The organism is Actinokineospora inagensis DSM 44258 (genome assembly GCF_000482865.1).
GTDB classification, from domain to species: domain Bacteria; phylum Actinomycetota; class Actinomycetes; order Mycobacteriales; family Pseudonocardiaceae; genus Actinokineospora; species Actinokineospora inagensis.
This window is the reverse complement of record NZ_KI519517.1, coordinates 330,486-352,186: the sequence shown is the minus strand read 5'-3', so window position 1 is coordinate 352,186 and position 21,701 is coordinate 330,486. Positions and strand designations below refer to the sequence as shown.

Annotated in this window: 16 protein-coding genes; 11 read left to right on the top strand and 5 right to left on the bottom strand. The window is 71.9% G+C overall.

Translation table 11 applies throughout. From position 1 onward, the window contains the following. From H504_RS0129520 to H504_RS0129510, 3 genes are all read right to left on the bottom strand, one after another. A partial coding sequence (locus H504_RS0129520; RefSeq protein ID WP_084468377.1) for a transposase family protein occupies positions 1 to 614 on the bottom strand: 614 nt, incomplete at its 3' end. A gap of 188 nt (positions 615 to 802) precedes the next feature. Further along, a complete protein-coding gene (locus H504_RS0129515; RefSeq protein WP_157440707.1) occupies positions 803 to 4,426 on the bottom strand; it encodes an ATP-binding protein in 3,624 nt (1,207 codons plus the stop codon). Positions 4,427 to 4,466: 40 nt separating this feature from the next. Further along, positions 4,467 to 6,257 (bottom strand): AfsR/SARP family transcriptional regulator, encoded by a 1,791-nt coding sequence (locus H504_RS0129510; protein ID WP_026425732.1) that lies wholly within the window; start codon positions 6,255 to 6,257, stop codon positions 4,467 to 4,469. Between the two features lie 183 nt (positions 6,258 to 6,440). Here H504_RS0129510 and H504_RS37665 point away from each other — a divergent pair, with 183 nt between their 5' ends. Beyond that, on the top strand, positions 6,441 to 6,821 hold the full coding sequence (locus tag H504_RS37665) for a hypothetical protein (protein ID WP_051386382.1): 381 nt from the start codon (positions 6,441 to 6,443) through the stop codon (positions 6,819 to 6,821). A 77-nt stretch (positions 6,822 to 6,898) separates the two neighbouring features. Continuing rightward, entirely contained in the window at positions 6,899 to 7,531 is a 633-nt protein-coding gene (locus H504_RS0129500; protein WP_026425731.1) for a helix-turn-helix transcriptional regulator, read from the top strand. Positions 7,532 to 7,989: 458 nt separating this feature from the next. Here H504_RS0129500 and H504_RS41715 read toward each other — a convergent pair whose 3' ends face one another. Then, positions 7,990 to 8,184, bottom strand: coding sequence for a hypothetical protein (locus H504_RS41715; RefSeq protein WP_157440706.1), 195 nt, complete (start codon positions 8,182 to 8,184; stop codon positions 7,990 to 7,992). A gap of 10 nt (positions 8,185 to 8,194) precedes the next feature. On the opposite strand from H504_RS41715, the gene H504_RS41710 reads away from it, so the two are divergent. The 5 genes from H504_RS41710 to H504_RS0129470 all read left to right on the top strand — a co-directional run bounded on the left by H504_RS41710 (position 8,195) and on the right by H504_RS0129470 (position 13,780). Then, a complete protein-coding gene (locus H504_RS41710; RefSeq protein WP_157440705.1) occupies positions 8,195 to 8,401 on the top strand; it encodes a hypothetical protein in 207 nt (68 codons plus the stop codon). A 1,016-nt stretch (positions 8,402 to 9,417) separates the two neighbouring features. Further along, positions 9,418 to 10,668 carry an extracellular solute-binding protein gene (locus H504_RS0129485; protein ID WP_026425729.1) on the top strand — a complete coding sequence of 417 codons (1,251 nt, stop codon included), beginning with the start codon at positions 9,418 to 9,420 and terminating at the stop codon, positions 10,666 to 10,668. Continuing rightward, positions 10,665 to 11,564 (top strand): carbohydrate ABC transporter permease, encoded by a 900-nt coding sequence (locus H504_RS0129480; RefSeq protein ID WP_425394089.1) that lies wholly within the window; start codon positions 10,665 to 10,667, stop codon positions 11,562 to 11,564. Before H504_RS0129485 ends, H504_RS0129480 begins: the two co-directional genes overlap by 4 nt. 8 nt (positions 11,565 to 11,572) lie before the next feature. Then, positions 11,573 to 12,391, top strand: coding sequence for a carbohydrate ABC transporter permease (locus H504_RS0129475; protein WP_245614501.1), 819 nt, complete (start codon positions 11,573 to 11,575; stop codon positions 12,389 to 12,391). Between the two features lie 6 nt (positions 12,392 to 12,397). Next, the gene (locus tag H504_RS0129470) at positions 12,398 to 13,780 is read left to right on the top strand and encodes a GH1 family beta-glucosidase (protein ID WP_026425726.1); all 1,383 of its coding nucleotides are present in this window, start codon (positions 12,398 to 12,400) and stop codon (positions 13,778 to 13,780) included. Between the two features lie 14 nt (positions 13,781 to 13,794). Here the strand turns inward: H504_RS0129470 and H504_RS0129465 are convergent, their stop codons facing one another. Continuing rightward, positions 13,795 to 15,078 carry a COG1470 family protein gene (locus H504_RS0129465; protein WP_026425725.1) on the bottom strand — a complete coding sequence of 428 codons (1,284 nt, stop codon included), beginning with the start codon at positions 15,076 to 15,078 and terminating at the stop codon, positions 13,795 to 13,797. A 152-nt stretch (positions 15,079 to 15,230) separates the two neighbouring features. Between H504_RS0129465 and H504_RS0129460 the strand changes: the two genes are divergently transcribed. From H504_RS0129460 to H504_RS0129445, 4 genes are all read left to right on the top strand, one after another. Continuing rightward, positions 15,231 to 15,854 (top strand): response regulator transcription factor, encoded by a 624-nt coding sequence (locus H504_RS0129460; RefSeq protein WP_245614500.1) that lies wholly within the window; start codon positions 15,231 to 15,233, stop codon positions 15,852 to 15,854. Positions 15,855 to 16,007: 153 nt separating this feature from the next. Next, positions 16,008 to 19,016, top strand: coding sequence for a DUF11 domain-containing protein (locus tag H504_RS0129455; protein WP_026425723.1), 3,009 nt, complete (start codon positions 16,008 to 16,010; stop codon positions 19,014 to 19,016). 10 nt (positions 19,017 to 19,026) lie between these two features. Further along, entirely contained in the window at positions 19,027 to 19,704 is a 678-nt protein-coding gene (locus tag H504_RS0129450) for a Pvc16 family protein (protein WP_026425722.1), read from the top strand. Continuing rightward, on the top strand, positions 19,701 to 21,677 hold the full coding sequence (locus tag H504_RS0129445; RefSeq protein WP_026425721.1) for an ATP-binding protein: 1,977 nt from the start codon (positions 19,701 to 19,703) through the stop codon (positions 21,675 to 21,677). The genes H504_RS0129450 and H504_RS0129445 overlap by 4 nt, the downstream gene beginning before the upstream one ends. The last annotated feature ends 24 nt before the right edge of the window (positions 21,678 to 21,701 follow it).

Here is a 21,701-nt window from a genome sequence, read left to right as displayed (position 1 = left end):
TTCCAGGTGGGCAGTTCGGTGCCGTCGCGGGGCTTGCGGTAGGGCATGATCACGCCGGGGTTGCCCTGGTGGCCGCCGTCGGCCATCACCGGCCTGCCCGCGAGGCGCTCGGCGATGCCGGAGTCGCGGTAGACGGTGCAGTCGTTGCGGTTACCGGGCTGCGGGTCGCCGGTGGCGATGACCAGGCGGGTGTCGGCGTCGATGGCGACCTGCAGGTTGGTGGAGTAGCGGTGGTTCTTCGACCGTGCCGCGACGCGGTGGTCGCGGGTCGGGACCAGGGTGCCGTCGACGATGGCGACCTGGTCGATCCGCCGTTTGCGTACCGGCGCCAACGCCAGCAGCGGACCGAGGGAGTCCACCACCCGATGCGCCGCGGAGTGCGAGACCCCGAACAACGGCCCGATCTGACGCATGGTCAGGTTCGTGCGCCAGTAGACCGCGACCAGCAACACCCGGTCGGGCAGCGTCAGCCGCCATTGCCTGCCCGGACGCCCGTCGGCGATCGCGTCACCGCCCCGCTGGGCCACCACCCGCACCAACGTGCGGAACTGGCCGGGCTCCAACCCGGTGAACGGCGCTATCCACTCCGACCGCGACGACGAGATCACCTGCACACCCACATGATCAACCATGCCCTACGCAACACGATCACCGGGTTACGAGACATCCCTTAGCCGCGACCACCGACAAGATCCGATCGGCCGACCAGCCGACCAGCACGGAACCATGATCAACCCGACCCGAGACCCCCTAATAAACAGCCTAAACGAACCCACCGACAAGATCATCAACCAGCACACCCCTAAAGATGATCAGTAATCGCCCCCCGACTGCTGGAGCCCAACTTCGCAAGAATCGCCGTGACGTGAGATTGGATCGTCCGACGTGGTAACGACAATGTCAGCCCGATGTCCGGATTGGACATCCCCCGCGCCACCATGCCCGCGATCCGCCGTTCCAACGCCGACAACGCGGCCGGCCCACCCGCAGGCGGCAACGTCGCATCGCGCGGATACCCGAGCGCGAGCATCCGGGTGTCTAGACGTTCCAGGTCCCAATACGCCGAGTTCGCCGTCAACAGCGCCGTGGCCTCCGCCCGCGCCCCCACCGCCTCCGCAACACGGCCGACCCGAGTGAGCGCCAGCGTGGCATCAACCAACGCGGCGGCCAGTTCGACCGGTCGGCCAACCGCGCGGTAGTGAGCGGCGGCGGAGAGGGCAGGGTCGGGATCGCCGGTGAGGACGGTTTGGCAGCGGGCCAAGGCGGCCGCGGCGCGGGCAGGAGTCACCTCGTTCGCGGCTTCCTCCTCACAAACCCGCACAGCAGCAGCCGCGGAAGCGAACGCGCCCGCGTCCACCGCGAGCCGGACGACGTGCGGCAACCACTGGTGGCGCAACATCAACCGGGCGTAGTCGGGCCGCAGCACCGGTTCCAGCAACCTCAACGCGCCCGCAAGATCGCCGCGGTGTTCGGCGGCTAGGGCCATCGCGGCCAGGTAGAAGTCGCAGCTTTCGCGTTCGGAGTCGGTGGTGGGGAGGTGGGCTTGGGCGGCGTCGAGGTGGGCGGCGGCTTGGGCGTGGTCGCCGCGGCGGCAGGCGATGAGGGCGGCGACGCCGTGTAGGAGGAGGGCGGCGGGGCCGGGTTCGCGCAGGCCGTAGAAGGTGATGGCCGGGCCGTCCTCGGTGACGGTGTCGAGTTCGGCCAGCGCTTCGTCCCAGCGGCCGGTCCAGTAGTGGTGGACGGCGGCGGAGACCTGCATGCCGGCGGGGAGGTTGTTCCCAGCGGCCACCTCACGCGCCGCCCGCAACGAGTCCTCGGCCTCGGTCAAGCGATCCAGGTTCTGCAGGGTGAACATGCGGTTGTCCAGCAGGTCGAACCGGAGTTCGGGGTGGGCGCCGACCTCGTCGAGCGCGCGGTCGACCCAGGTCAGGGCCTGGTGGTGGTCGCGGCGGATCGAGTGGATCAGCCAGAGGGTCTGGGCGGCGTGCGCCATGGGGTAGCCCGCGCCCTCGGCGACGGACTCGGCGTGGGCGGCCAGGGCCTGGCGTTCGGCGGCGGCGAGGTCGGTGAGGTCGCCGCGGCGGAAGTTGGCGAGCAACGACCTGTGTCGGACGCGCCAGAGTTCGGGGGCGTCCGGGATGGCCAGTGCGACGCGGAGTCTGGAGATCGCCTCGCCGACGTTGCCGGAGCGGTGGCAGGTGGCCGCGAGCAGTTGCCGCATCTCCGCCGCGTCGGCCGGGTCGAGGCCGCAGGTCAACGCGGCGGTCGCGGCCGGAGACGGGTCACGGCCCAGTCGGAACAGGGCGCGGGCGAGGGCGGCGTCGAGTTGCGGGGCGTGGGCGCCCGTGTCGACGACCCGTTGGAGGACGGCGACGGCGACCAGTGGGGCGCGGTTGGCGATGGCGGCGTGGTGGGCGGTGAGCCAGGCGGTCACCCAGGGGTCGGCGGGGACGTGGCCCGCGGCCAGTTGCTCGGCCACCCGCTCGTCGGCGGCACCGATCCGGGTCAATGCCTCGGCGGCGCCCCGGTGGGCGGCGGTGCGCTCTCCCGGCGGCATGCTCTCGTAAACCGCTTGGTGCAGCAGGGAATGCCGGAACGCCAGCCGCTCCCCCGCCTCCACCACAACGGATGTGGTCAACGCCTCGTCGAGCCGGTGGACCAAATCGGTGACGGTGAGCCCGGCGACCTCGGCCAACTCCTCCACACCGAACTCGATGCCGAGCAAGGCGGCCGAGCGCAGCAGGGCGCGGGTGTCCGGGGAGAGCAGTTCGACGGTTTGGTGCACTGCGGACAGCAGTGATCGCGGCGCCAGTTCGGCGGTACTTGCGGCGACGTCGGCTACTCCATCGGTGACGCGGACCGCACCGGTTCGGCTCAACGCGTGCGCTATTTCGCGCAGGAACAACGGATTGCCTGCGGCCCGTTCGGCCATCGCGCGCAGTCGCGGACCCGGGTCGGCACCGACAAGACCGCCCAGCAACGACTGGGCGTCGGTTGTGGCCAACGGCGAAAGGACGAGCAGTCTGCCGTCGCGGGTCAGGACACCGCGTCGGGCGCGGCCGACTTCGGCGTTACCGGGCGCGGGTCGGGTCGACGCGACCAGCAGCAGCGGGAGCTGGCGGGTCGCGGCGGCGAGCCGGTGCCAGACCAGGACGCTGGCCGGGTCGGCGCGGTGCAGGTCGTCGATCACCAGCACCAGCGGGGCGGCCGCGCACACCCGGTCGACCAGGTCGAGCAGCCGGTCGACGGCGGCGGGGGTCGGGTCGGCGGGGCCCCAGCCGTGGTGGACGGGGTCGCGGGTGAGCTGGGCGGCGAGCTCGGCGCGGTCCGGATCGGGCGAGTCCTCGGCGACGGCGAGGCAGCGCATGATCGCCTGCAGCGGCGCAGGGTGGCCGTGGTCGTCCGCCGCGGTCCAAGCGAGCTGGCAGCCGCGCTCGACGGCATCGGCCAGCGCCTCGACCAGCAGCGCGGACTTGCCCAGTCCCGGCTCGCCCTCCACCCACACGGCCTGACCCCGGCCCGCCGCCGCGTCGGCGACCATGTCCCGCAGGACGGCCACTTCCGCCGCGCGGCCCACCAGACCGAGCCCGGCCGAGCGGGTCGCCGTGGCGGGCGCGACGTGCAGCAGGTCCGCCGCCGGGTGGTCGGCCGGGTGCTGCAACCCGGGGTCGCGCACCACGATCCGCTGCCGCAGGTCGCGCAGCGCCGGACCGGGCTCGATGCCGAGTTCGTTGGCCAGCACGCGACGGGTGTCGTCGTAGGTGGCGAGCGCGTCGGCGCGTCGGCCCGAGCGGTAGAGGGCCAGCATCAGGTGCTCACGCAGCGACTCGTGCCGGGGGTCGCGGCGGACCAGGTCGGACAGCTCGGCGACGGCCTCGGTGTGCGCGCCCAGTTCCATGACCGCCCGCACCCGCAGTTCCTGGGCGCGAGCCCGGGACTCGGTCAGCCGGTTGCGCTCCAACTCGGCGGACGGGCCGGGGACGCCGGTGTACGGGTCGCCGTGCCAGAGGGTCAGCGCGTCGTCGATGCGCTGCCGGGCGCCGCGCCAGTCGCCGTCGTCGCCCTGGTGGGCGGCGGTGGTCCGGGCCAGGTCGAACGCGGTGGCGTCGACCGCGGCGGGGTCCAGCCGCAGCCGGTACCCGGCCGAGGTCGACTCCAGCAGGTCACGGGCGGTGCCCAGGGCCCGGCGCAGACCGGAGACGTAGGTGTGCAGGCTGCCCCGGGCACTCGCGGGCGGACTGTCCCCCCACACCCCGTCGACCAGGTCGGACCGCGGTACCACCAGGCCGGCGCGGGCGGCGAGCACGCCGAGCACGGCGCGTTGCCGGGCCGGTCCCAGGGGCAGTTCGGTGTCGCCGCGCCAGGCCCGCATCGGGCCGAGGACGCGGATCCGGACCGGTTCCGGCACCGCCGAGTCAGGTCGCATGGGCTCCACCCTCCGGGCACGGACGCGGTCTGTGGGCGGTTCACCACCACTGGCGGTCAGCGGCCGGTTTTTCACCCAACAGGAGCAGTCGGACGAGGGTGGCGGTGAACCCGCTGCGCGTCGCCGCGGGGAGTTCCTCCTGGCCGACCGCCAAGCGCAGCACCTGCACGGCGAGGCCGGGGGTGATCGCGTCGACGTTGCCCACGAGCCAGTCCCCCGCCCATCCTCCCATCGCGGCCGCGCCGTCGATCAAGTGGTGGGCCACCCGGTCGGCGGGCGCTCCGGCGGCGGCCAGGTCCTTGGCCAGTTCGCGGTGCAGCACGACCCGCACCGCGCGCGGCAGCCCGGCCAGCAGCACCCGGCGGACGGACGGCTGCGCGAACACCACCTGACCACCGGATTCGCGCAGGACACCGGCCGCGACGGCGTTGGCGAGCCAGTCGGCACCGGGGTGGGCCGCCAGGACCTCGACCCGGGTGGGCCGGTCCCCCAGCAGCGCGACCCGGCGCAACGGTTCCACCAGCGTCGCGGGCAGTTGACCGACCCGGGCGGCCGCGACCCGCTCGACGTCGCCATCGGCCTCGATGACGGCGACCGCGAAACCGGGGTTGCCGCCGGACTCGCGGACCAGGGTGTCGACCGGGGACGCGGGATCGTGGGCCGCGGCGATCGCGGCGATGTCCTCGTCCGCGCACGGACCGAGGGTGATCACCTGGGTGGCCCGGTCCCGCAGCGCGCGCAGGTTCGGCCGCGGTCGGGTCGCGACGACCAGCACGACACCCTGGGCGTGCCAGCGCAGGAACCGGTGGAAGGCGTGGTCGGCGGCCCAGTGCAGGTCGTCGACCACCACCAGGTCGGACGGCGGCGGCGCGGTCGCGGTGGCCCGGTCCGCCACGGAGTGCCAGGTGACCTCGGTGTCCGGGAGGGCCGCGCGCAGCAACGCGGACTTGCCCGAGCCGAGCGGCCCCTCCACCCAGACCAGGCCGCTCGGTCGGGCCGCGACCGCACGGAGCAGGGCGACCTCGGCCCGCCTGCCGACGAACCCGCTGTCGACCGGCTCGGGTTGGTTGCCGGTGAGGATGCGTTCGTGCAGTTCCAGCAGCTCACGGCCGGGTCGGTGGGTGCCGCCGTGGTGGAAGACCGCCAGGGCCTGGGCGGTGCGGCCGCTGGCGGCGAGCGCGGCCATCTGGAGCGCGCGCAGGCCGTCGCGGTCGGGGTGCTCGGCGGTGAGCACGGCCAGTTCGGCGGCGGCGTCAACCGCGCGGCCGCCGTCGACGAGCAGCCGCATCCGGCGTTCCAGCAGCGTCAACCGGAGCTCGGTGAGCCGGACCCGCTGGCCGTCGGCGAACGGGCCGGTCAACCCGGAGAGCGGTTCACCGCGCCAGAGCGCCAAAGCGGCGTCGACGGCGGCGAGGGCGGCTGCCGGGTCGGTGGTCCGCACGGCTTCCACGGCACGGAGGCGGTCGAGTTCGCGCAGGTCGAGGCCGTCGTCGGGCAGGTCGAGGACGTAGCCCGCGTCGGTGGTGCGCAGCACCCGCCCCGAGGTCCAGCGGGCCCGGTCCGGGTCGAGCACCCGGCGCAGGTCGCCGATGTAGGTCTGGATCACCCGGGCGGCGCTGGCCGGTGGCCGCTCCCACAGCCCGTCGACCAGCCGGGACCGGGGAACGACCTGGTCGGCGCCCATGGCCAGGATGGCGAACACCACCTGCCTGCCCGCCGAGCCCAGTGGCAGCGCGACACCGCCGCGGCGTGCCTCGACCGGCCCGAGCACCCCGGCCCACAGCGGCCCCGGTCCGCGTCCGTCCCGCACAGCGTCCGCCGTCCCCGTCATCGCCCGATCGTCCGGTCAAGCACACACAGTCACCTCGAAGTTACGACCGTCTCACAGGCCGGGGCAACCACCGGTCAGTGGGGTCCGGGGGCAGACCCGGCGGGTGTGCGCGGGCAGACCCGGGCGCACGTGCTTCCGCCGCCGCCCCCGCCGTGGTGGGGTCGATTTGTCTGCGGAGGTGTGATGGACGGTTGGTCCGAGGAAGACGGCGGGTCGGCGTGGGCCGGGGACGACGGCCCGGCGGCCGAGGGTTTCGCGGGCGAGTTGTTCCTCCAGCTCGCCGACCGCGGCTGGCTGGTGGTGGAACCCGAGGTCGGCAGGCGGGTGATCGCGGAACTGCGCGGGACGCTGGAGGCGGTGCGCGACCGGGTGCGGCTGGCCGAGCTGTCCCGCAGGCTGCGCGAGACGGCGGGAGTCGAGCTGTCCCCCGAGGAAGACCAGGTCGCGGTGGACTCGGTGTTCGCGGAACAGATCGCCGCGGGCCGCTGGGAGCAGGCGCTGGTCGAGCTGCCCAAGTACATCGAGGCCTTCCGCCGGGCGGCGGGACTGCCGGAAGAACCGTGACCCCCCGCGGGCATGGAGGATTCGTTGAGTCAGCCCCGCCACGCTGGTGCCACACGAGCGTCGGGGAAGGGAACACGATGACGGGCACGACGTCGAGGGTGCAGGTCGTGGTCCGGTCGGCTGACCCGCTCACGCTGGCGGGGCTGACCGGGCAACTGGGCACGCACCCCCGGCTGGAAGTGGCGGGCAAGCAGACCGCGGCCACCGCGGTCCAAGTGGTCGGGGCGGACCGGTTCACACCGGACCTGGTCGCCGAACTGCGCCAAGCGGCCGAGGAGTTCGGCACGCCAGTGGTGCTGGTGGCAGACGGGGTGACCGAGGCGGAACTGCTGACCGCGGTGGAGTGCCGGGTGGTCGCGGTACTGCCACGGGCAGCGGCCACCGGGGGACGGCTGGCACACGCGGTCCTGGCCGCCGCGGAGGGGGGCGGGGTACTTGGGCCGGACCTGGTGGGCGGCCTCCTCAAACACCTCGACCGCATCCAACGCGAACTCCTGGCACCACGCGGCCTCACCGCGTCCGGCCTCACCGCACGGGAAATCCACGTCCTGCGCCTGATGGCCGACGGCCACGACACAGCCGAGATCGCGGTCGAACTGTGCTACTCGGAACGAATGATCAAAAACGTCATCCACGGCCTCACCCGACGCCTCAACCTCCGAAACCGCTCCCACGCCGTCGCCTACGCCCTGCGCGCGGGGGTGATCTGAGCGCAACCCCGGCGGTCAGACCGGTGGCTAGGCGGAGCAAACGACCACCCAGCGGCCCACCCTCGAGCCCCGCGTCATTGACCGGGGGGTTTCCGGTTGCCCATCGCGGCCGGGCTGTGCTGCCCCAACAGGCAGCGGCCCATCCACAATGGATCCGGTTGTCCACAACACAGCGCCAAGCCCTCTTGACAAGTCGCCCCTCGCGTTATTGTCAGGAATGGGCCCCGGTGCCCCGGGTGGGCGGGCTCCTGTGTGGGGGTCGGTGGGGTGTGGGTCGAGGTCTCGTCCGGGTGGTCGTTGGGTGCGCTGTCCACCAGGCGATCGACGAGTCGCTCTCCCGACCGCTCCTCTTGGCGGACCGCAGGCGTTGTTCCAGTTCAACGGCGAGTTCTTCATGAACTGGAAGATCTGGCCCTCGCTGAGCGCATGCGCCGCGATCGCGGTGCAACAACGCACCGTCAAGGTCGAACCACGACATCGCTCCGATCCGATGCTCGCAGAAGTCTGCGTAACTGCCCGATCGTCGTCTCCAGATCACGCGCGGAGCAGATGAACTCGACGTCGTCGATCAGATGCGTGTAGGTCGGCTTCATCCGCCGCCGACGGTTATAGCGGAACTCCTGCCGCCGACTGGCCCGGGTTCGCAAGTCCACGGGCGAGGAGGTGACTACCTCCCTCTCCTCAACATCCAGTTCCCGCCACGCGACGTCGATCGCCCGTGCGCTGGCCGAGGTGGGCACCATCACCTCGCGGCGGGCCACCGACGACCTCGTCGAACTGCGCGCCTTCGCCAACGAACACCACCGGCGAACAGAAGTCGTGGAACCCCGCAGCGCGATCGGCGACCGGTTGAAGATCACGTCACGATGAGCGAGCCGCACGCCATCCGCGAAGCGCTCGATCGGGCTTGTGTCCAGGTGGGGTTGGCGTCGGCTGGGGCAGTCGCCCTTCGCGTGGGTGAAAACGCGGTCTTCCGACTTCCATCCAGCGTGATCTCGACCTTGAGCGCACCGGCGTCGGCCCACCGGAATGGGATCTGGTGCACACCACCATCAAGCACCACTCATTCGCCTGGATCTCCCGCGCCGAGACGTCCGACTGGGCCGGATACCACCTGTTCCGCGACATCCGCATGACCACGATGGCGGCCCAACTCGCGGCGGAAAACCCAGTCTCGCGCACGTGGCACGTCACCGCCTTGAGTGCCTACAGGGTGTCCACGGCCCACGGCCCTGGTCAGGCTGGTCAGCCCGCCCTAGTACTTGCTCACCCGGACGAGACCTTGACCAGCACCGCACCGACCCCCACACAGGAGCCCGCCCACCCGGGGCACCGGGGCCCATTCCTGACAGTAGCGTGAAGGGCGACTTGTCAAGAGAGAGAACGGTCGAGCTGTGGACAAGCCAACACACTGTGGATAACCGAGCCAGCGTGCTAGCGATTCGAGTGGTGGACAGCAGGTCCGGCACGCAGCGGTAGTCGGCCGTCTTCACCCGGTCTCGCGCTTGACGCGCACCCCACCGACCCCGACACAGGAGCCCGCCCACCCGGGGCACCGGGGCCCATTCCTGACGATAGCGCGAAGGGCGACTTGTCAAGTGGGCTTGGCGCTGGGCTGTGGACAACGGGGGCTGTTGTGGGTAAGCCGCAGTCGGACGAGCCCGGGGGGTGGTCGGGCGCTGTGGTCGGGTCGGCTCTGTCGGGCATGCGGTCGGGCGGGTCGTCGGCGCGGGAGACTGGTCGGACTGTTTGGGTACTGCGACCGGGGCTGCCCGTTTGGGCACTGTGGTCCGGTCGCATCGGGCAACACCACCGCCCCTGTGGTGCGCGGGTGTCACTTGATCGCGCACGGTGGTGCCGACGAACTCGGGGTGAGGGGAGAGCGGATGCGAGGGGTGCTCGCGGCTTTGGTGGCGGTCTTGGCGGTGTTGCTCGCCGGGTGTTCGGCGAGTGCGGGGCAGGACAAGATCAGGATCACCGTGGCCACGTTCGGGGAGTTCGGCTATGAGCCGTTGTTCGCCGAGTATGAGAAGGCGCATCCGGGGGTGGAGGTGGTGGGGCGGGTCAGCGACTTCGACTCGCATCACAAGGGGTTGATCACGGCGTTGGCCGCAGGCAAAGGGGCGGCTGATGTGGTGGCGGTGGAGGAGCAGTACATGCCCGCGCTGCGGCAGTCGCGGGACAAACTCGTCGATCTGGGCACGTTCGGGGCGCGTGATCTGCAGCGGCAGTGGTCGCCGTGGAAGTGGGCGCAGGGGGTTGACGGCGACTCCGTGCTCGGGTTGGGGACGGACATGGGTGGGCTGGCCATGTGCTACCGCAAGGACCTGATCGCCCGCGCGGGGTTGCCGACCGACCGGGACGCGTTGGCCGCGTTGTGGCCGACGTGGCAGGACTACGCGAAGGTTGCCGACCGGTTCAGCGCGGCGGTGCCGAACGCGAGGTTCACCGACTCGTCCGGCACGGTCTACACCGCGATGATCAACCAGAGTGAGGAGAACTACTTCGCCAAGGCCGACGACAAGTTCATCGGTGACACGAACCCGGCTGTCTCGGCCGCGTTCCGGTTGGCGGGGTCGCTCGGCGCGAAGCACGAGACGGCGAATCTGACCACGTTCACGCAGGAGTGGAACGTCGGCATCAGCCAGGGTGCGTTCGCCACGATGACCTGTCCGGCGTGGATGTTGGCGCAGATCAAGCAGGCGGGTGGGCAGGGCGGGTCCGGGGTGTGGGACGTGACCACCGTGCCGGGTAAGGCGGGCAACTGGGGTGGGTCGTTCCTGGTGGTGCCCGCGCAGGGCGCGCACACCAAGGAGGCTTACGACGTCGCGCGCTGGCTGACCGCGCCGGAGCAGCAGAAGCGGTTGTTCGAGAAGGACAACATCCTGTCCAGCGAGCCGGGGGTTTACCACGACCCGGACGTGCTCAAGCAGACCGACCCGTACTTCGCCAACGCGCCGATCGGGAAGATCTTCGCCGCCTCCTCGGACGCGGTGCGGCCCAACCACCGTGGGGTGCGGGACGCGGATGTCCGGCCGGTGTTCGGGCACGCGCTCGGCCGGATCGAGGACGGCAAGCAGAGCGTCGACCAGGCGTGGGCGCAGGCGGTCGACGAAGCGCACGCGGTACTGCGGTGAACGCGGTGGGCAGGTCGGGTCGGCTGGGCAGCCGGATCGCCCCGTACTTGCTCATCGCGCCGTTCTTCGTGGTGTTCGGGGCGTTCGGGGTGTTCCCGCTGCTCTACACCGCGTGGGTGTCGGTGCACCGCTGGCACCTGATCGCGGGCGGCGGCGCGTTCACCGGCCTCGGCCACTACCGGGACCTGCTGGTGGACCCGCTGTTCTACAACGCGCTCAGCAACACCGTGAGCATCTTCCTGCTGGCCACCGTCCCGCAATTGGTACTCGCGCTGGGGATCGCGACGCTGCTGCAGCGGCGGGGCGCGGGTTGGCAGGTGTTGGTGCTGGTGCCCAACGTGGTGCCGGTGGTCGCGGTCGCGCTGGTGTTCGGGCAACTGTTCGGCCGTGACTACGGCATCGTGAACTTCCTGCTCGGCCGGATCGGTGTCGCCCCGGTGAGTTGGCAGTCGGACACGTGGGCCGCGCACCTGGGTGTGGCGACGATGGTGATGTGGCGGTGGACCGGCTACACCGCCCTGCTCTACCTGGCCGCGATGCGGGCCGTACCACGGGAGCTGCACGAGGCGGCGGCGCTGGACGGGGCGGGTGGCCGGCAGCGGTTCCGCGCGGTGACCCTGCCCGGGATCCGCCCGACGCTGCTGTTCACCGTGGTCGCGTCGGCGCTCGGCGGGGTGCAGTTGTTCACCGAGCCGCAGTTGTTCGACGGCACGGGGTTGGCCGGGTCCGGCGGCAGTGACCGCCAGTTCCAGACCGTGGCGATGTACCTCTACGAGGTCGGTTTCGGCCGGTTCGACGCGGGTTACGCGGCCGCGCTGACCTGGGTGCTGTTCCTGTTGTGCGCGGTGTTCGCCGTGGTGGCGACGGCGCTGGTCCGCCGGGTCGTCCGCCGATGACCATCCACATGCGACGGTTTGGGAGCCTTGCCGCACTGGCCGCCCTGGTCGTGTTCTCCTTGTTCCCGCTGTACTCCACGCTCGTCGTCGCCTCGCACGACAACGCCGACCTGGCCCGGCCGACGCCACCGCTGTTACCAGGCGCGCGGTTGCCCGAGCACCTGAGCGAGGTCGTCGAGAAGGTCGACCTGGGGCAGGCGATGGCGAACTCGGCGATGATCGCCTGCGTGGTGGCCGTGGCCAACGCCCTGTTCTGCACCGTGGCCGGGTTCGCGTTCGCGCGGTTGCGGTTCCGGGGGCGGGGCGCGCTGTTCGCGGTGGTGATCGGCTCGGCGATGGTGCCGACGCAGTTGGGGATCGTGCCGTTGTTCATCGTGGTCGACGCGCTCGGGTGGTACGACACGCCGGCGGCGGTCGTCGTGCCGGGGTTGGTCAGCGCGTTCGGGGTCTTCTGGATGCGTCAGGCCTGCCTGGAGGCGGTCCCGGCGGAGTTGGTCGACTCGGCGCGGGTGGACGGTTGTTCACTGGCGCGCACCTACTGGCACGTCGCGCTTCCGGCGTTGCGCGGACCGGCGGCGGTGTTGGCGATGCTGTCGTTCGCGACGACGTGGAACGAGTTCAGTTGGCCGCTGGTGGCGCTGGACCCCAACGACGTCCCCACCGCCCAGGTCGTGCTGTCGCAACTGGCCGGGGGCTACTACACCGACTACCCACTGGTCCTGACCGGGGTGCTCGTCAGCATCGTGCCGGTCCTCCTGCTGTTCGTGCTGTTCGCCAGGAAAGTCGTCGCCGTGCTGTTGCGTGGTGCGGCCGAGACCGGGAGTTGATGCGCTGTGACTGGGGATCGGACCTTCCCGCCGGGGTTCCTGTGGGGTGCCGCGACGGCGGCGTACCAGATCGAGGGGGCGGTCGACGTCGACGGGCGCGGGCCGTCTGTCTGGGACGTGTTCGCCGCCGTGCCCGGGGCGGTGGTCGGCGGGGCGAGCGGCGCGACGGCGTGCGACCACTACCACCGCTACCGCGAGGACGTGGCCCTGGTGCGCGACCTCGGGCTCGCCGCCTACCGGTTCTCCACGGCCTGGCCCCGGGTCATGCCGGACGGCCGCACCGCGAACCCGGCGGGCCTGGCGTTCTACGACCGGCTGGTCGACACCCTGCTCGAGCACGGCATCGCCCCGGTGCTCACGCTCTACCACTGGGACCTGCCGCAGTCCCTGGAGGAGCGCGGCGGCTGGCTGGACCGGGACATCGCGTCCTGGTTCACCGACTACGCCCTCACCGTCCACAACAGACTCGGCGACCGGGTGCGGAGCTGGACGACGCTCAACGAGCCGTTCTGCTCGGCGTTCCTCGGCTACGGGACCGGTGAGCACGCCCCCGGTCGGCGCTGCCACCGCGACGCCCTGCGCGCCGCCCACCACCACCTGCTCGCCCACGGTCACGCGGCCATGGCGCTGCGGTCGTCGGGCGTGACCGACCTGGCGATCGCGTTGAACTTCTCCCCCGCGCTGGCCGACGCCCCCGACCACCACGACGCGGTCCGCCGGTTCGACGCCGTGCACAACCGGTTCTTCCTCGACCCGGTCCTCGGTCTCGGCTACCCGCCGGACCTGCTCGACGACATCGCGCACCTGGACGGGCTGACCCCGGCCGTCCAGGACGGCGACCTCGCGGTGATCGCCGAACCGGTGGACTGGATCGGCGTCAACTACTACGCGCCGACCCGGGTGGCGTCGCTGCCGGACCCGACCGAGCCCAGCAACTGCCCGTTGCCCGGTCTGCGCGGCATGTCCGTGCTGCCGCCGCGCGGACCGCTGACGGTCACCGGTTGGGAACAGCACCCCGACTCGCTGACCGACCTGCTCGTGCACCTCGCGGAGCGGACCGGAAAACCGTTGGTGGTCGCCGAGAACGGGTCCGCGTTCCCCGATGTGGTCGATGCCGACGGCCGGGTCCGCGACCACCAGCGGGTCCGCTACCTCGCCGAGCACCTGCGGGCCGTGCACGCCGCGATCCAGGCAGGTGCCGACGTGCGCGGCTACCTGGCCTGGTCGCTGCTGGACAACTTCGAGTGGGCCTCGGGCTACGGCCCCCGCTTCGGTGTGGTGCACGTGGACTTCGACAGCCAGCGCCGGGTGGTCAAGGACAGCGGCCGCTTCCTCGCCCAGGTCGCCAGCCGCAACGCGGTACCCGGGCTTGGCGACCGGTTCGACTGAGTTCCCGCCGATCACTAATTCGGCAAGTCGGCAAGTTCGCCGCTGACGTTGAGGAGTTCCAGGCAGTTGCGGGCCTGTCGTCCGGTCGCCGGGGTGCCCGGTTTGGCGCAGGTGACGTTGACCGTGACCGCCGAGCCCGCCGGGATGTCGATCGGGGTCACCCAGTGGTAGTCCTGGTTGCGGAAGGTCTCCAGCGCGATGGTGGTGACCGTGCGGTCGCCGAAGACGATGGTCAGCACGCCCTCGTCGCCCTGGAAGTTCGCCGCGATCATGTCGGTGACCCGGAAGACCTTGCCCGCGGGCACCTGGTAGGTCCCGGTGCCGAGGTCGCCGGTGTTGGTGCGCACCTCGATCGTGTCGGAGCTCTGCGCGCCACCACTGGTGCCGCCGGTGCCGCCGGTGCCCGGCTGCCCGCCCGGTTGGGTCTGCCCGCCGCCGGGCTTGGGGTTGCCGCTGGACGGCGGCGCCGAGGTGGCGGGCGGGTTGTTCGGCGGCGGGATGTTCGGTTCGGTCTTGCCCGCCTTGGCGATCTGGTCGTCCGCGGCCTCCCGCGCCGCGCTGCGCACCGCCGGGCGCACCAGCAACAGCCACGCCAGCAGCAGCGCGAGCAACGCGGCGAGCAGGGCGAGCAGCCAACGCGGGAACACCGGCAGTTGGATGAACTCACCGGAGAGCGGGTGCTCGCGCGGTTCAGGGTCCTCGGCGGAGCCGGTCAACTGGATCGGCCACGTCGTCGGCTTGCCGAACCACAGCAGCTTCGCGACCCGGACCCGGACGTCGATATCGGCCTGGGTGCCCGGTTCGATCCCGGTGGGCGGGTTCGGGATCGTGTAGCGGAGCCGGTCGTCGACCTCGCCCGCGGTCAACACCAACGCGATCGGGGTGTTGCCGTCGTTGTGCGCGATCACCCGGTACCGCGCGGAACGCCACGCGCGGCGCTTCGCGGGCACCAGTTCCAGGCGCTGCTCGGCGAACGGGGCGATGAACACCACCGTCTCGGACACCGTGGCCGTGTCCGGTCGTTCCACCGGGAGCACCCGGATGCCCAGGGGTGTGTCACCCGCGCGCACCTCGGGAGAACGCGGTGGCCTCAGCCGCACCACGACCGTCTGCGATGTACCCGGGTAGAGCGAGAGCCGGGCGGGTTCGACCTCGGTCCAGGGCGCGCAGTCACCCACCACCTGGAACCCATATGCCTCAACGATGTCGCTGTCGTTGCGCACCGTCAGCGCGGTGGTGGTCTCCTCGCCGGGAACAACCCGCACCGTGCGCTGCTCGAAGTCGGTCGTAGTGCTCACGCGGCCAACGCTAGCCAGGCGGCGACCACCGGGGGCAGGGGGAAAAGGGCAGTCGGTGGGCACCCCAGGTGCACACCGCGGCGCGGAGGGCTGCCCGCGGCCCTTGGCACGGCGCAGGATCGGGGGCAACACCCGGTGTGGAGGAGGAAAGCGTGAGCAGAATCCCGGTAGCGGTGTACGCGGAAGACCCGATCCTGCGCGGCGGCACCGTCCACCTGTTGCGCCCCCGGCCCGAGGTCGAGGTGCTGGCGACCGAGGACAACGGCAAGGCGGTGGTGTCGCTGGTGGTGGTCGACGCCCTGGACGACGAGACCGCCCGGCTGTTGCGCAGGCTGCGCCGGACCGGTTCGTCCCGGACCGGTCTGGTGGTCGGTCGGTTCGACCAGAACTCGTTGCGCACCACCATCGAGTGTGACGTGGCCGCGGTGGTGCGGCGCGCGGAGGCCGGCCAGGACCGGCTGGTCGGCGCGGTGACCGCGATCGCCAACGGGGAGGCCGTGCTGCCCGGCGACCTATTGGACAAGCTGCTCGCGCACGTGGGCAGGCTGCAGCGCGGGGTGCTCGACCCGAACGCGCCGACACTGTCCACTTTGTCCACTCGGGAGACCGACATCCTGCGGCTGGTCGCCGAGGGGCTGGACACGGCGGAGATCGCGCTGAAGATGTCGTACTCCGAGCGGACGGTGAAGAACGTCCTGCACGAGGTCTCGACCCGGCTGAACCTGCGCAACCGCGCCCACGCCGTGGGCTACGTGATGCGCCACGGCCTCATCTGACCGTTTTGACCACAGTCGTTCCGGGGCCTGCCGGGCAGCGACGCGGTGTGCGCGGGCAACCGGCGCGCCGCGGCGGTGCCCGATCGGACCTCGGAACCGGTGCCCCGCCGGGACGATGATCGCGGCGTGGCCCATGAGCGCGGGAGGACACCTGTGTCCCGGACCCTCGTCGTACCGCTGGTGTTGGTGGCGTTGGCCGGGGTGGTGACCGCGGGCGCGCCGATGGCGGCGCCGTCCGCCGCCGACCCCGCCCCGGCGCCGACCCGGATCGCCTTCGCGGGCACCGGGCACCGCAGCGTCGGCGTGTTGGACGACCCGGTGCCGGACCGGTTGGCGGCGACCCGACCGTTGTTCGGCGCCGGTGCGGCGCACTTCGACGACGACGTGTCCACCCGGGGCGAGCTGGTGGTCTTCACCAGTAGACGGGATGGCCCGCGCCCGCAGGTCTACCTCGCCCAGCCGGACGGTTCGGTACGCAGGCTGACCACCGAGCGGGACGCCGCCCATCCGACCCTGTCACCGGACCTGCGCACGGTCGTGTTCGACTCCGCCGAGAACGGGGAACGCGACCTGTGGGCCGTGGGGGTCGACGGCACCGGCGAACGCAGGCTCACCCAGACACCGCAGGACGAGACCGGACCGTCGTTCTCACCGGACGGTTCGGACATCGCGTTCACCCGCTCCGGGCAGATCTACGCGCGTCCCCTCGCGGGCGGCCCGACCCGGCGGCTGACCGACGACCCGGACGGGTCGGCAGGCCAGCCCGCGTGGAACCCGGTCGACGGCAGGCTCGCGTACACCGTCGACCTCGGCGGCGGCCGCACCCAGGTCCGGGTCCTCGGTGGTGGCGCGACGACCGGCACGCCGGTGCTCGGTGGCGCGCACGCGGCGTGGAACACCCAATCTCCCGCCTGGAAACCCGACGGCGTGAACCTGTTGTTCCTGTCCAAGGACCAGGTCTGCACCTGTACGGCCGATCCCACGGTGCTGAAGGTCTACTGCATCGACGCGACCACGTTGCCCTCGCCGGTCGCCCCCGATCTCTTGTTGGCCGAGAACCGCGATGTCGCCTCGCCCACGTGGCGGGTGCTCGGCGGCGTCCAGCAGTTGCTGGTGTCCCGGACCTCCGCGCCGACGTTCAACACCGCGACGCTGCAAGACGTCTTGCCGGACGGCACCGACCCCAGGGATCTCGGCGTGCCCGTGCTGCGGGAGGACCCGGAGAGCGTCAACGACCCGAACCTGTTGTTCCACCCCCGCGCCGACTACGACCCGTGGACGCAACGCGAGTCCTACTCCCCCGACGGTCGGCAGATCCTGGTGACGCGGTTCGAGGACGGCGGCGGCGGGCGCGTGCAGCGGCTGTGGATCGTCGACGCCGACGGCTCGAACCCGCACCGGGTGCCGGTGGCCGACCGGCAGCCCGCGGACTGGGAGTTCGACGCCGCGTGGTCGCCGGACGGCCGGTCGATCGTGTTCGCCCGCCGCTCCCCCGGTGGCGTCCGACCGGCGGGCGGCAAGGCCAGGGTCGTGGTCATCGACCCGGCGACCGGGGCGGTGCGGCGGAAGTTGGAGCCGCCGCCGGAGGTTGCCGACCAAGAGGACACCCAGCCCGCGTGGTCGCCGGACGGACGGACGTTGTCGTTCACCCGGGGCTTGGTGACCGATGGGCCTACCGGCGAAGTGCGCGACAACCATGTGTGGGTCGCCCGCGCGGACACCCTCACCGACCAACGCGACCTGACCAGGGCGGTGTGCGGGTTCGACTGCGCGGTCACCGACGACAGCTCCACGTTCAGCCCGGACAGCCGGGTGCTCGCGTTCAACCGCGAGAACGACGGCGTGCTGCTGGTGACGTTGTCGGACAACAGTTGCCGGGCCGCGCTGCCCGCGGGTTTTTCGTCCTGCGCCGGCCCGATCACCAGCGCGACCGGCCCGTTCCAGCCCCGGGACGTCGCGTTCTCGGCCGAAGGCGACCGGCTCGTGCTGACCACCCGCCGGGCGGCCGACGCCCGAGCCCAAGAGGCCTTGGCCGTGTTGAACCTCAAGACCGGCCAACTGGATCGGCTCGACTGGGACCTGCTCGGAAGGCAGAAGGAACCGACGTGGCAGCAGCCGGTCGACCTGGCCGTGCTGGCGCCGCCCAAGATCACCGCGACGGTCGGCGACCAAGTGCAGGTGCCGGTCGACGTGGTCAACCACGGTCCGGCGACCAATCCGTCCGCGGTGGTGACCGTGTCCGTGCCCGCGGGCTTGCGGTTGCGCGACCTGCGATCCGACCGGGGCCAGTGCGACCCGGTCGAGCAGCGGTGTGTTCTGGGCCCGCAGACACCGGGCGACACCATTCGGATCACCGCCGAGTTCACGGCCGTGGCGGCCGAGCGGTCCCGGCTGCAGTGGACCGTCAACGGACCCGTGGTCGACTCCGCGCCGGCGGACAACGCGGCAGGCACCGACGTCGAGATCAACCTGCCCGATCTTCCCCCGCCGCCTCCTCCGCCACCACCGCCCCCGCCACCGGCCGGTCCGGCGCTCTCGGTCGTGGTGAACCCCAATCCGTCCTATGTGGATGGTCGGGCGACGGTCACCTACACCGCGCGCAACGGGGGCGCCAGCCTGGCCACCGGACTGCGCCTGGACCTGGCGCTGCCCGCAGGCATCCCGGTGCAGTCGCTTCCGCCGGGGTGCAGCCAGACGAGTTGCCAACTGCCCGACCTGCCGCCGGGCGCGGCCGCGCTGGTCCAGGTCGTGCTGGCGCCGCAGGCCCCCGGTGAGACGGAGGTGCGCGGGCTGCTGCGCACCACGGGCACCGACAACAACCTGGCGGACAACGCGGCCGTCGCGCCGATGCGGGTGCTGCTGCCGACGATCATCGCCGTGCCGGACATCGGCAAGCCCGGGTTCGTCACCTCGGTGCGCGGGAAGGACTTCCCGCCTGGCGTGCCAGTGGTGCTGACCTGGACCCCGGGGATCACGGCCGCGGCGGCGCCCACGTTCCCGGTGGGCAACGGCACGTTCATCGCCCAGTTGCTGATCCTGACCAAGGATCAGACCGGGCCGCGCACGATCACCGCGACCGGCCCCGGGTTCCGCCCGGCGACCACGCCGTTCCTGGTGGTCACCGGCGCGATCGGACCGCCGGACATGGTGGCCAGACGGTGAGGGGGCGGACGTGATCCACGAGGTCGACGAGGCGCTGCGCAGGCTGCTGGAGGACGGCGGTGTGCCCGGTGGCGGCGGTGAACTGGCGTTCGACGCGCCGACCACCGACTGGACGGCGCGGCGGACGGCACCGACGATCAACGTGTTCCTCTACGACATCCGGGAGGACCGCACGCGGCGCGGCACCGGGGCCGCCGAGGAGCTCGACGAGGACGGGACGATCACCGGGTGGCGGGAGCCGCCGCGCTGGTACCGGCTGTCGTACCTGGTGACGGCGTGGACTAACCGGCCGCAGGACGAGCACCGGCTGCTGTCGCAGGCGCTGTCCTGTCTGGCCCGCCGGGAGCGCATCGACGACCGGTGGCTGACCGGGACCCTGTCCCAGGTCGGGTTGTCGGTGACGATGGAGACCGCCGGTCCGGTGTCGTCGGGCAGCGCGGCCACCGACATCTGGTCCGCCCTCGGCGGTGAGCTGAAACCGGCGATCGACGTACTGGTGCTCGCGCCGCTGATCGGCCACCACACACCGGCCGGGCCACCGGTCACCGAGGGCATGGTGCTGCACGGCGAGCCGGGCACCACCGGGCACCGGCTGCGCTACGACGGTCCGACCACCGCCGAGGGCAACGGGTTCGCCGTCACCCGGCCGAAACCCACCCGGCGCAGGCGGCAGGGCCCGATCTCGTGAGCGCTGACCTGCTGGCCCGGCTGGCCGAGCTGGAGGACCGGGTCCGGGCGGCGATCGGCGACCGCGCCGAGGGCGACCCGGGGTTCGCCGACCCGCGCCGGGCGCTCTACCTGACCCAGGCCGACGTCCACCGGGTGCTGGACACCCCGGTCACACCGGTGCCACTGAGTCGCATTGAGCAACCCTCCGGCCGGTGGTCAACCCTCGGCGAGCGGTTCGGGCTGGACGAGGTGGAGCTGAACCTGCTGCTGGTCGCCATCGCGCCGGACATCGACGCCCGGTTCGAACAGCTCTACGGCTACCTCAACGACGACATCAGCAGGCGCCGACCCACAGTCGGTCTCGCATTGCGACTGTGTGGACTGCCGCAGGCCGGGTTGGGGCGGTTCCGGCTGTCCCCCGCCGCGCCGCTGGTGTCCGGCGGCCTGGTGGAGGTCACCGACCCGACCGCCGCGGCGCTGTCCCGGACGCTGCGGGTGCCGGACCGCGTGGTCGCGCACCTGCTCGGCGACGACAACCCCGACCCGGCACTGGCCGCCGAGGTGCTGGTGGCGAGCGAGGGACCGAGCCCGTTCGCGGCCCGGCTGTTCGAGGCCACGGCGGCGGGACCGGTACACCTGCACGACATCGCGGGCGAGGCGCACCGGGTCGCCGTCGAGGCCCTGGGCACGGCGGTCGTGGTCGACCCGGACGCGCTGACCGACGCGGTGGTGGTGCCACTGGTGCGCGAGGCCCGGTTGCGCGGCGCGGGCATCGTCGTCGGACCGGTGGAGTCGGCACCCGAGGGGCTGCGCGCCCTGGTCGACGGCGTGGGCAGTGCTGGCAGCGCAGGCAGTGGGACCAGTGTGCCGCTGGTCCTGTACAGCGGACTTCCCTGGGAGGCGAACTGGGCGTCGCGCACCGTCCTGTCGATCCCGGTGGCCCACTCCCCCGGCGGCTCGCCGGACACCTGGGCGACCGCGATCACGGCGGCCACCGGCAAACCCGTGGCCGCCGACGTGGTGACCGGGGTCGGCGTCTACCGGGTCGGCGGCGCCCAGGTGGAGCGGATCGTCTCGGTCGCCGCCCGGCACGCCGCCCTGGACGGGCGGCCGCTGGGGCTCGGGCACATCCAGGCTGGTGTGCGCGCGACGAACGGCTCCGGGCTGCGCAGGCTGGCCCGACGGATCGAGCCCGCCGTCGGCTGGGCGGACCTGGTGCTGCCGAACGCCACCCGGGACCAACTGGTCGACCTCGCCCAGCGGGCGCGGCTGCGCGACCGGGTACTCGGCGAGTGGGGCATGCGGCCCGGCGGCGGTCGCGGTCGCGGCGTGGTCGCGTTGTTCGCGGGCGAGTCGGGTACCGGCAAGACGATGTCGGCCGAGGTCGTCGCGCACGCCATCGGGATGGACCTGTACGTGGTCAACCTGGCCACCGTGGTCGACAAGTACCTCGGCGAGACCGAGAAGAACCTGGAGCGGATCTTCACCGAGGCCGAGCGGGTGCAGGGCGTGCTGCTGTTCGACGAGGCCGACGCCGTGTTCGGCAAGCGGTCCAAGATCTCCGACGCGCGCGACCGGTACGCCAACCTGGAGTCGGCCTACCTGCTGTCCCGGCTGGAGTCCTTCGGCGGGGTCGCGGTGCTCACCACCAACCTGCGGTCCAATGTGGACGACGCATTCACCAGGCGGCTGGACGTGATCGCCGAGTTCGCGCTGCCCGACGCCGGGCAGCGGGCCGCGCTGTGGGACCGCTGCCTCGGCACCGCGATGCCCCGGTCGGCCGATGTGGACCTGGGCACCGTCGCGGACCGGTTCGAACTGGCGGGCGGGTCGATCCGGGCGTGCGCGATCAGCGCCGCCTACGCGGCGGCGGCAGCGGACCGGCCGGTCGCGATGGCCGATCTGGTCGCTTCCGTGCGCCAGGAGTACCGCAAGCTCGGCAGGCTCGTGGTCGACGAGGAGTTCGACCCGCCCGCCGCACGTTCAGCTTGACCAGCTTGACCACCCGAGGAGGCA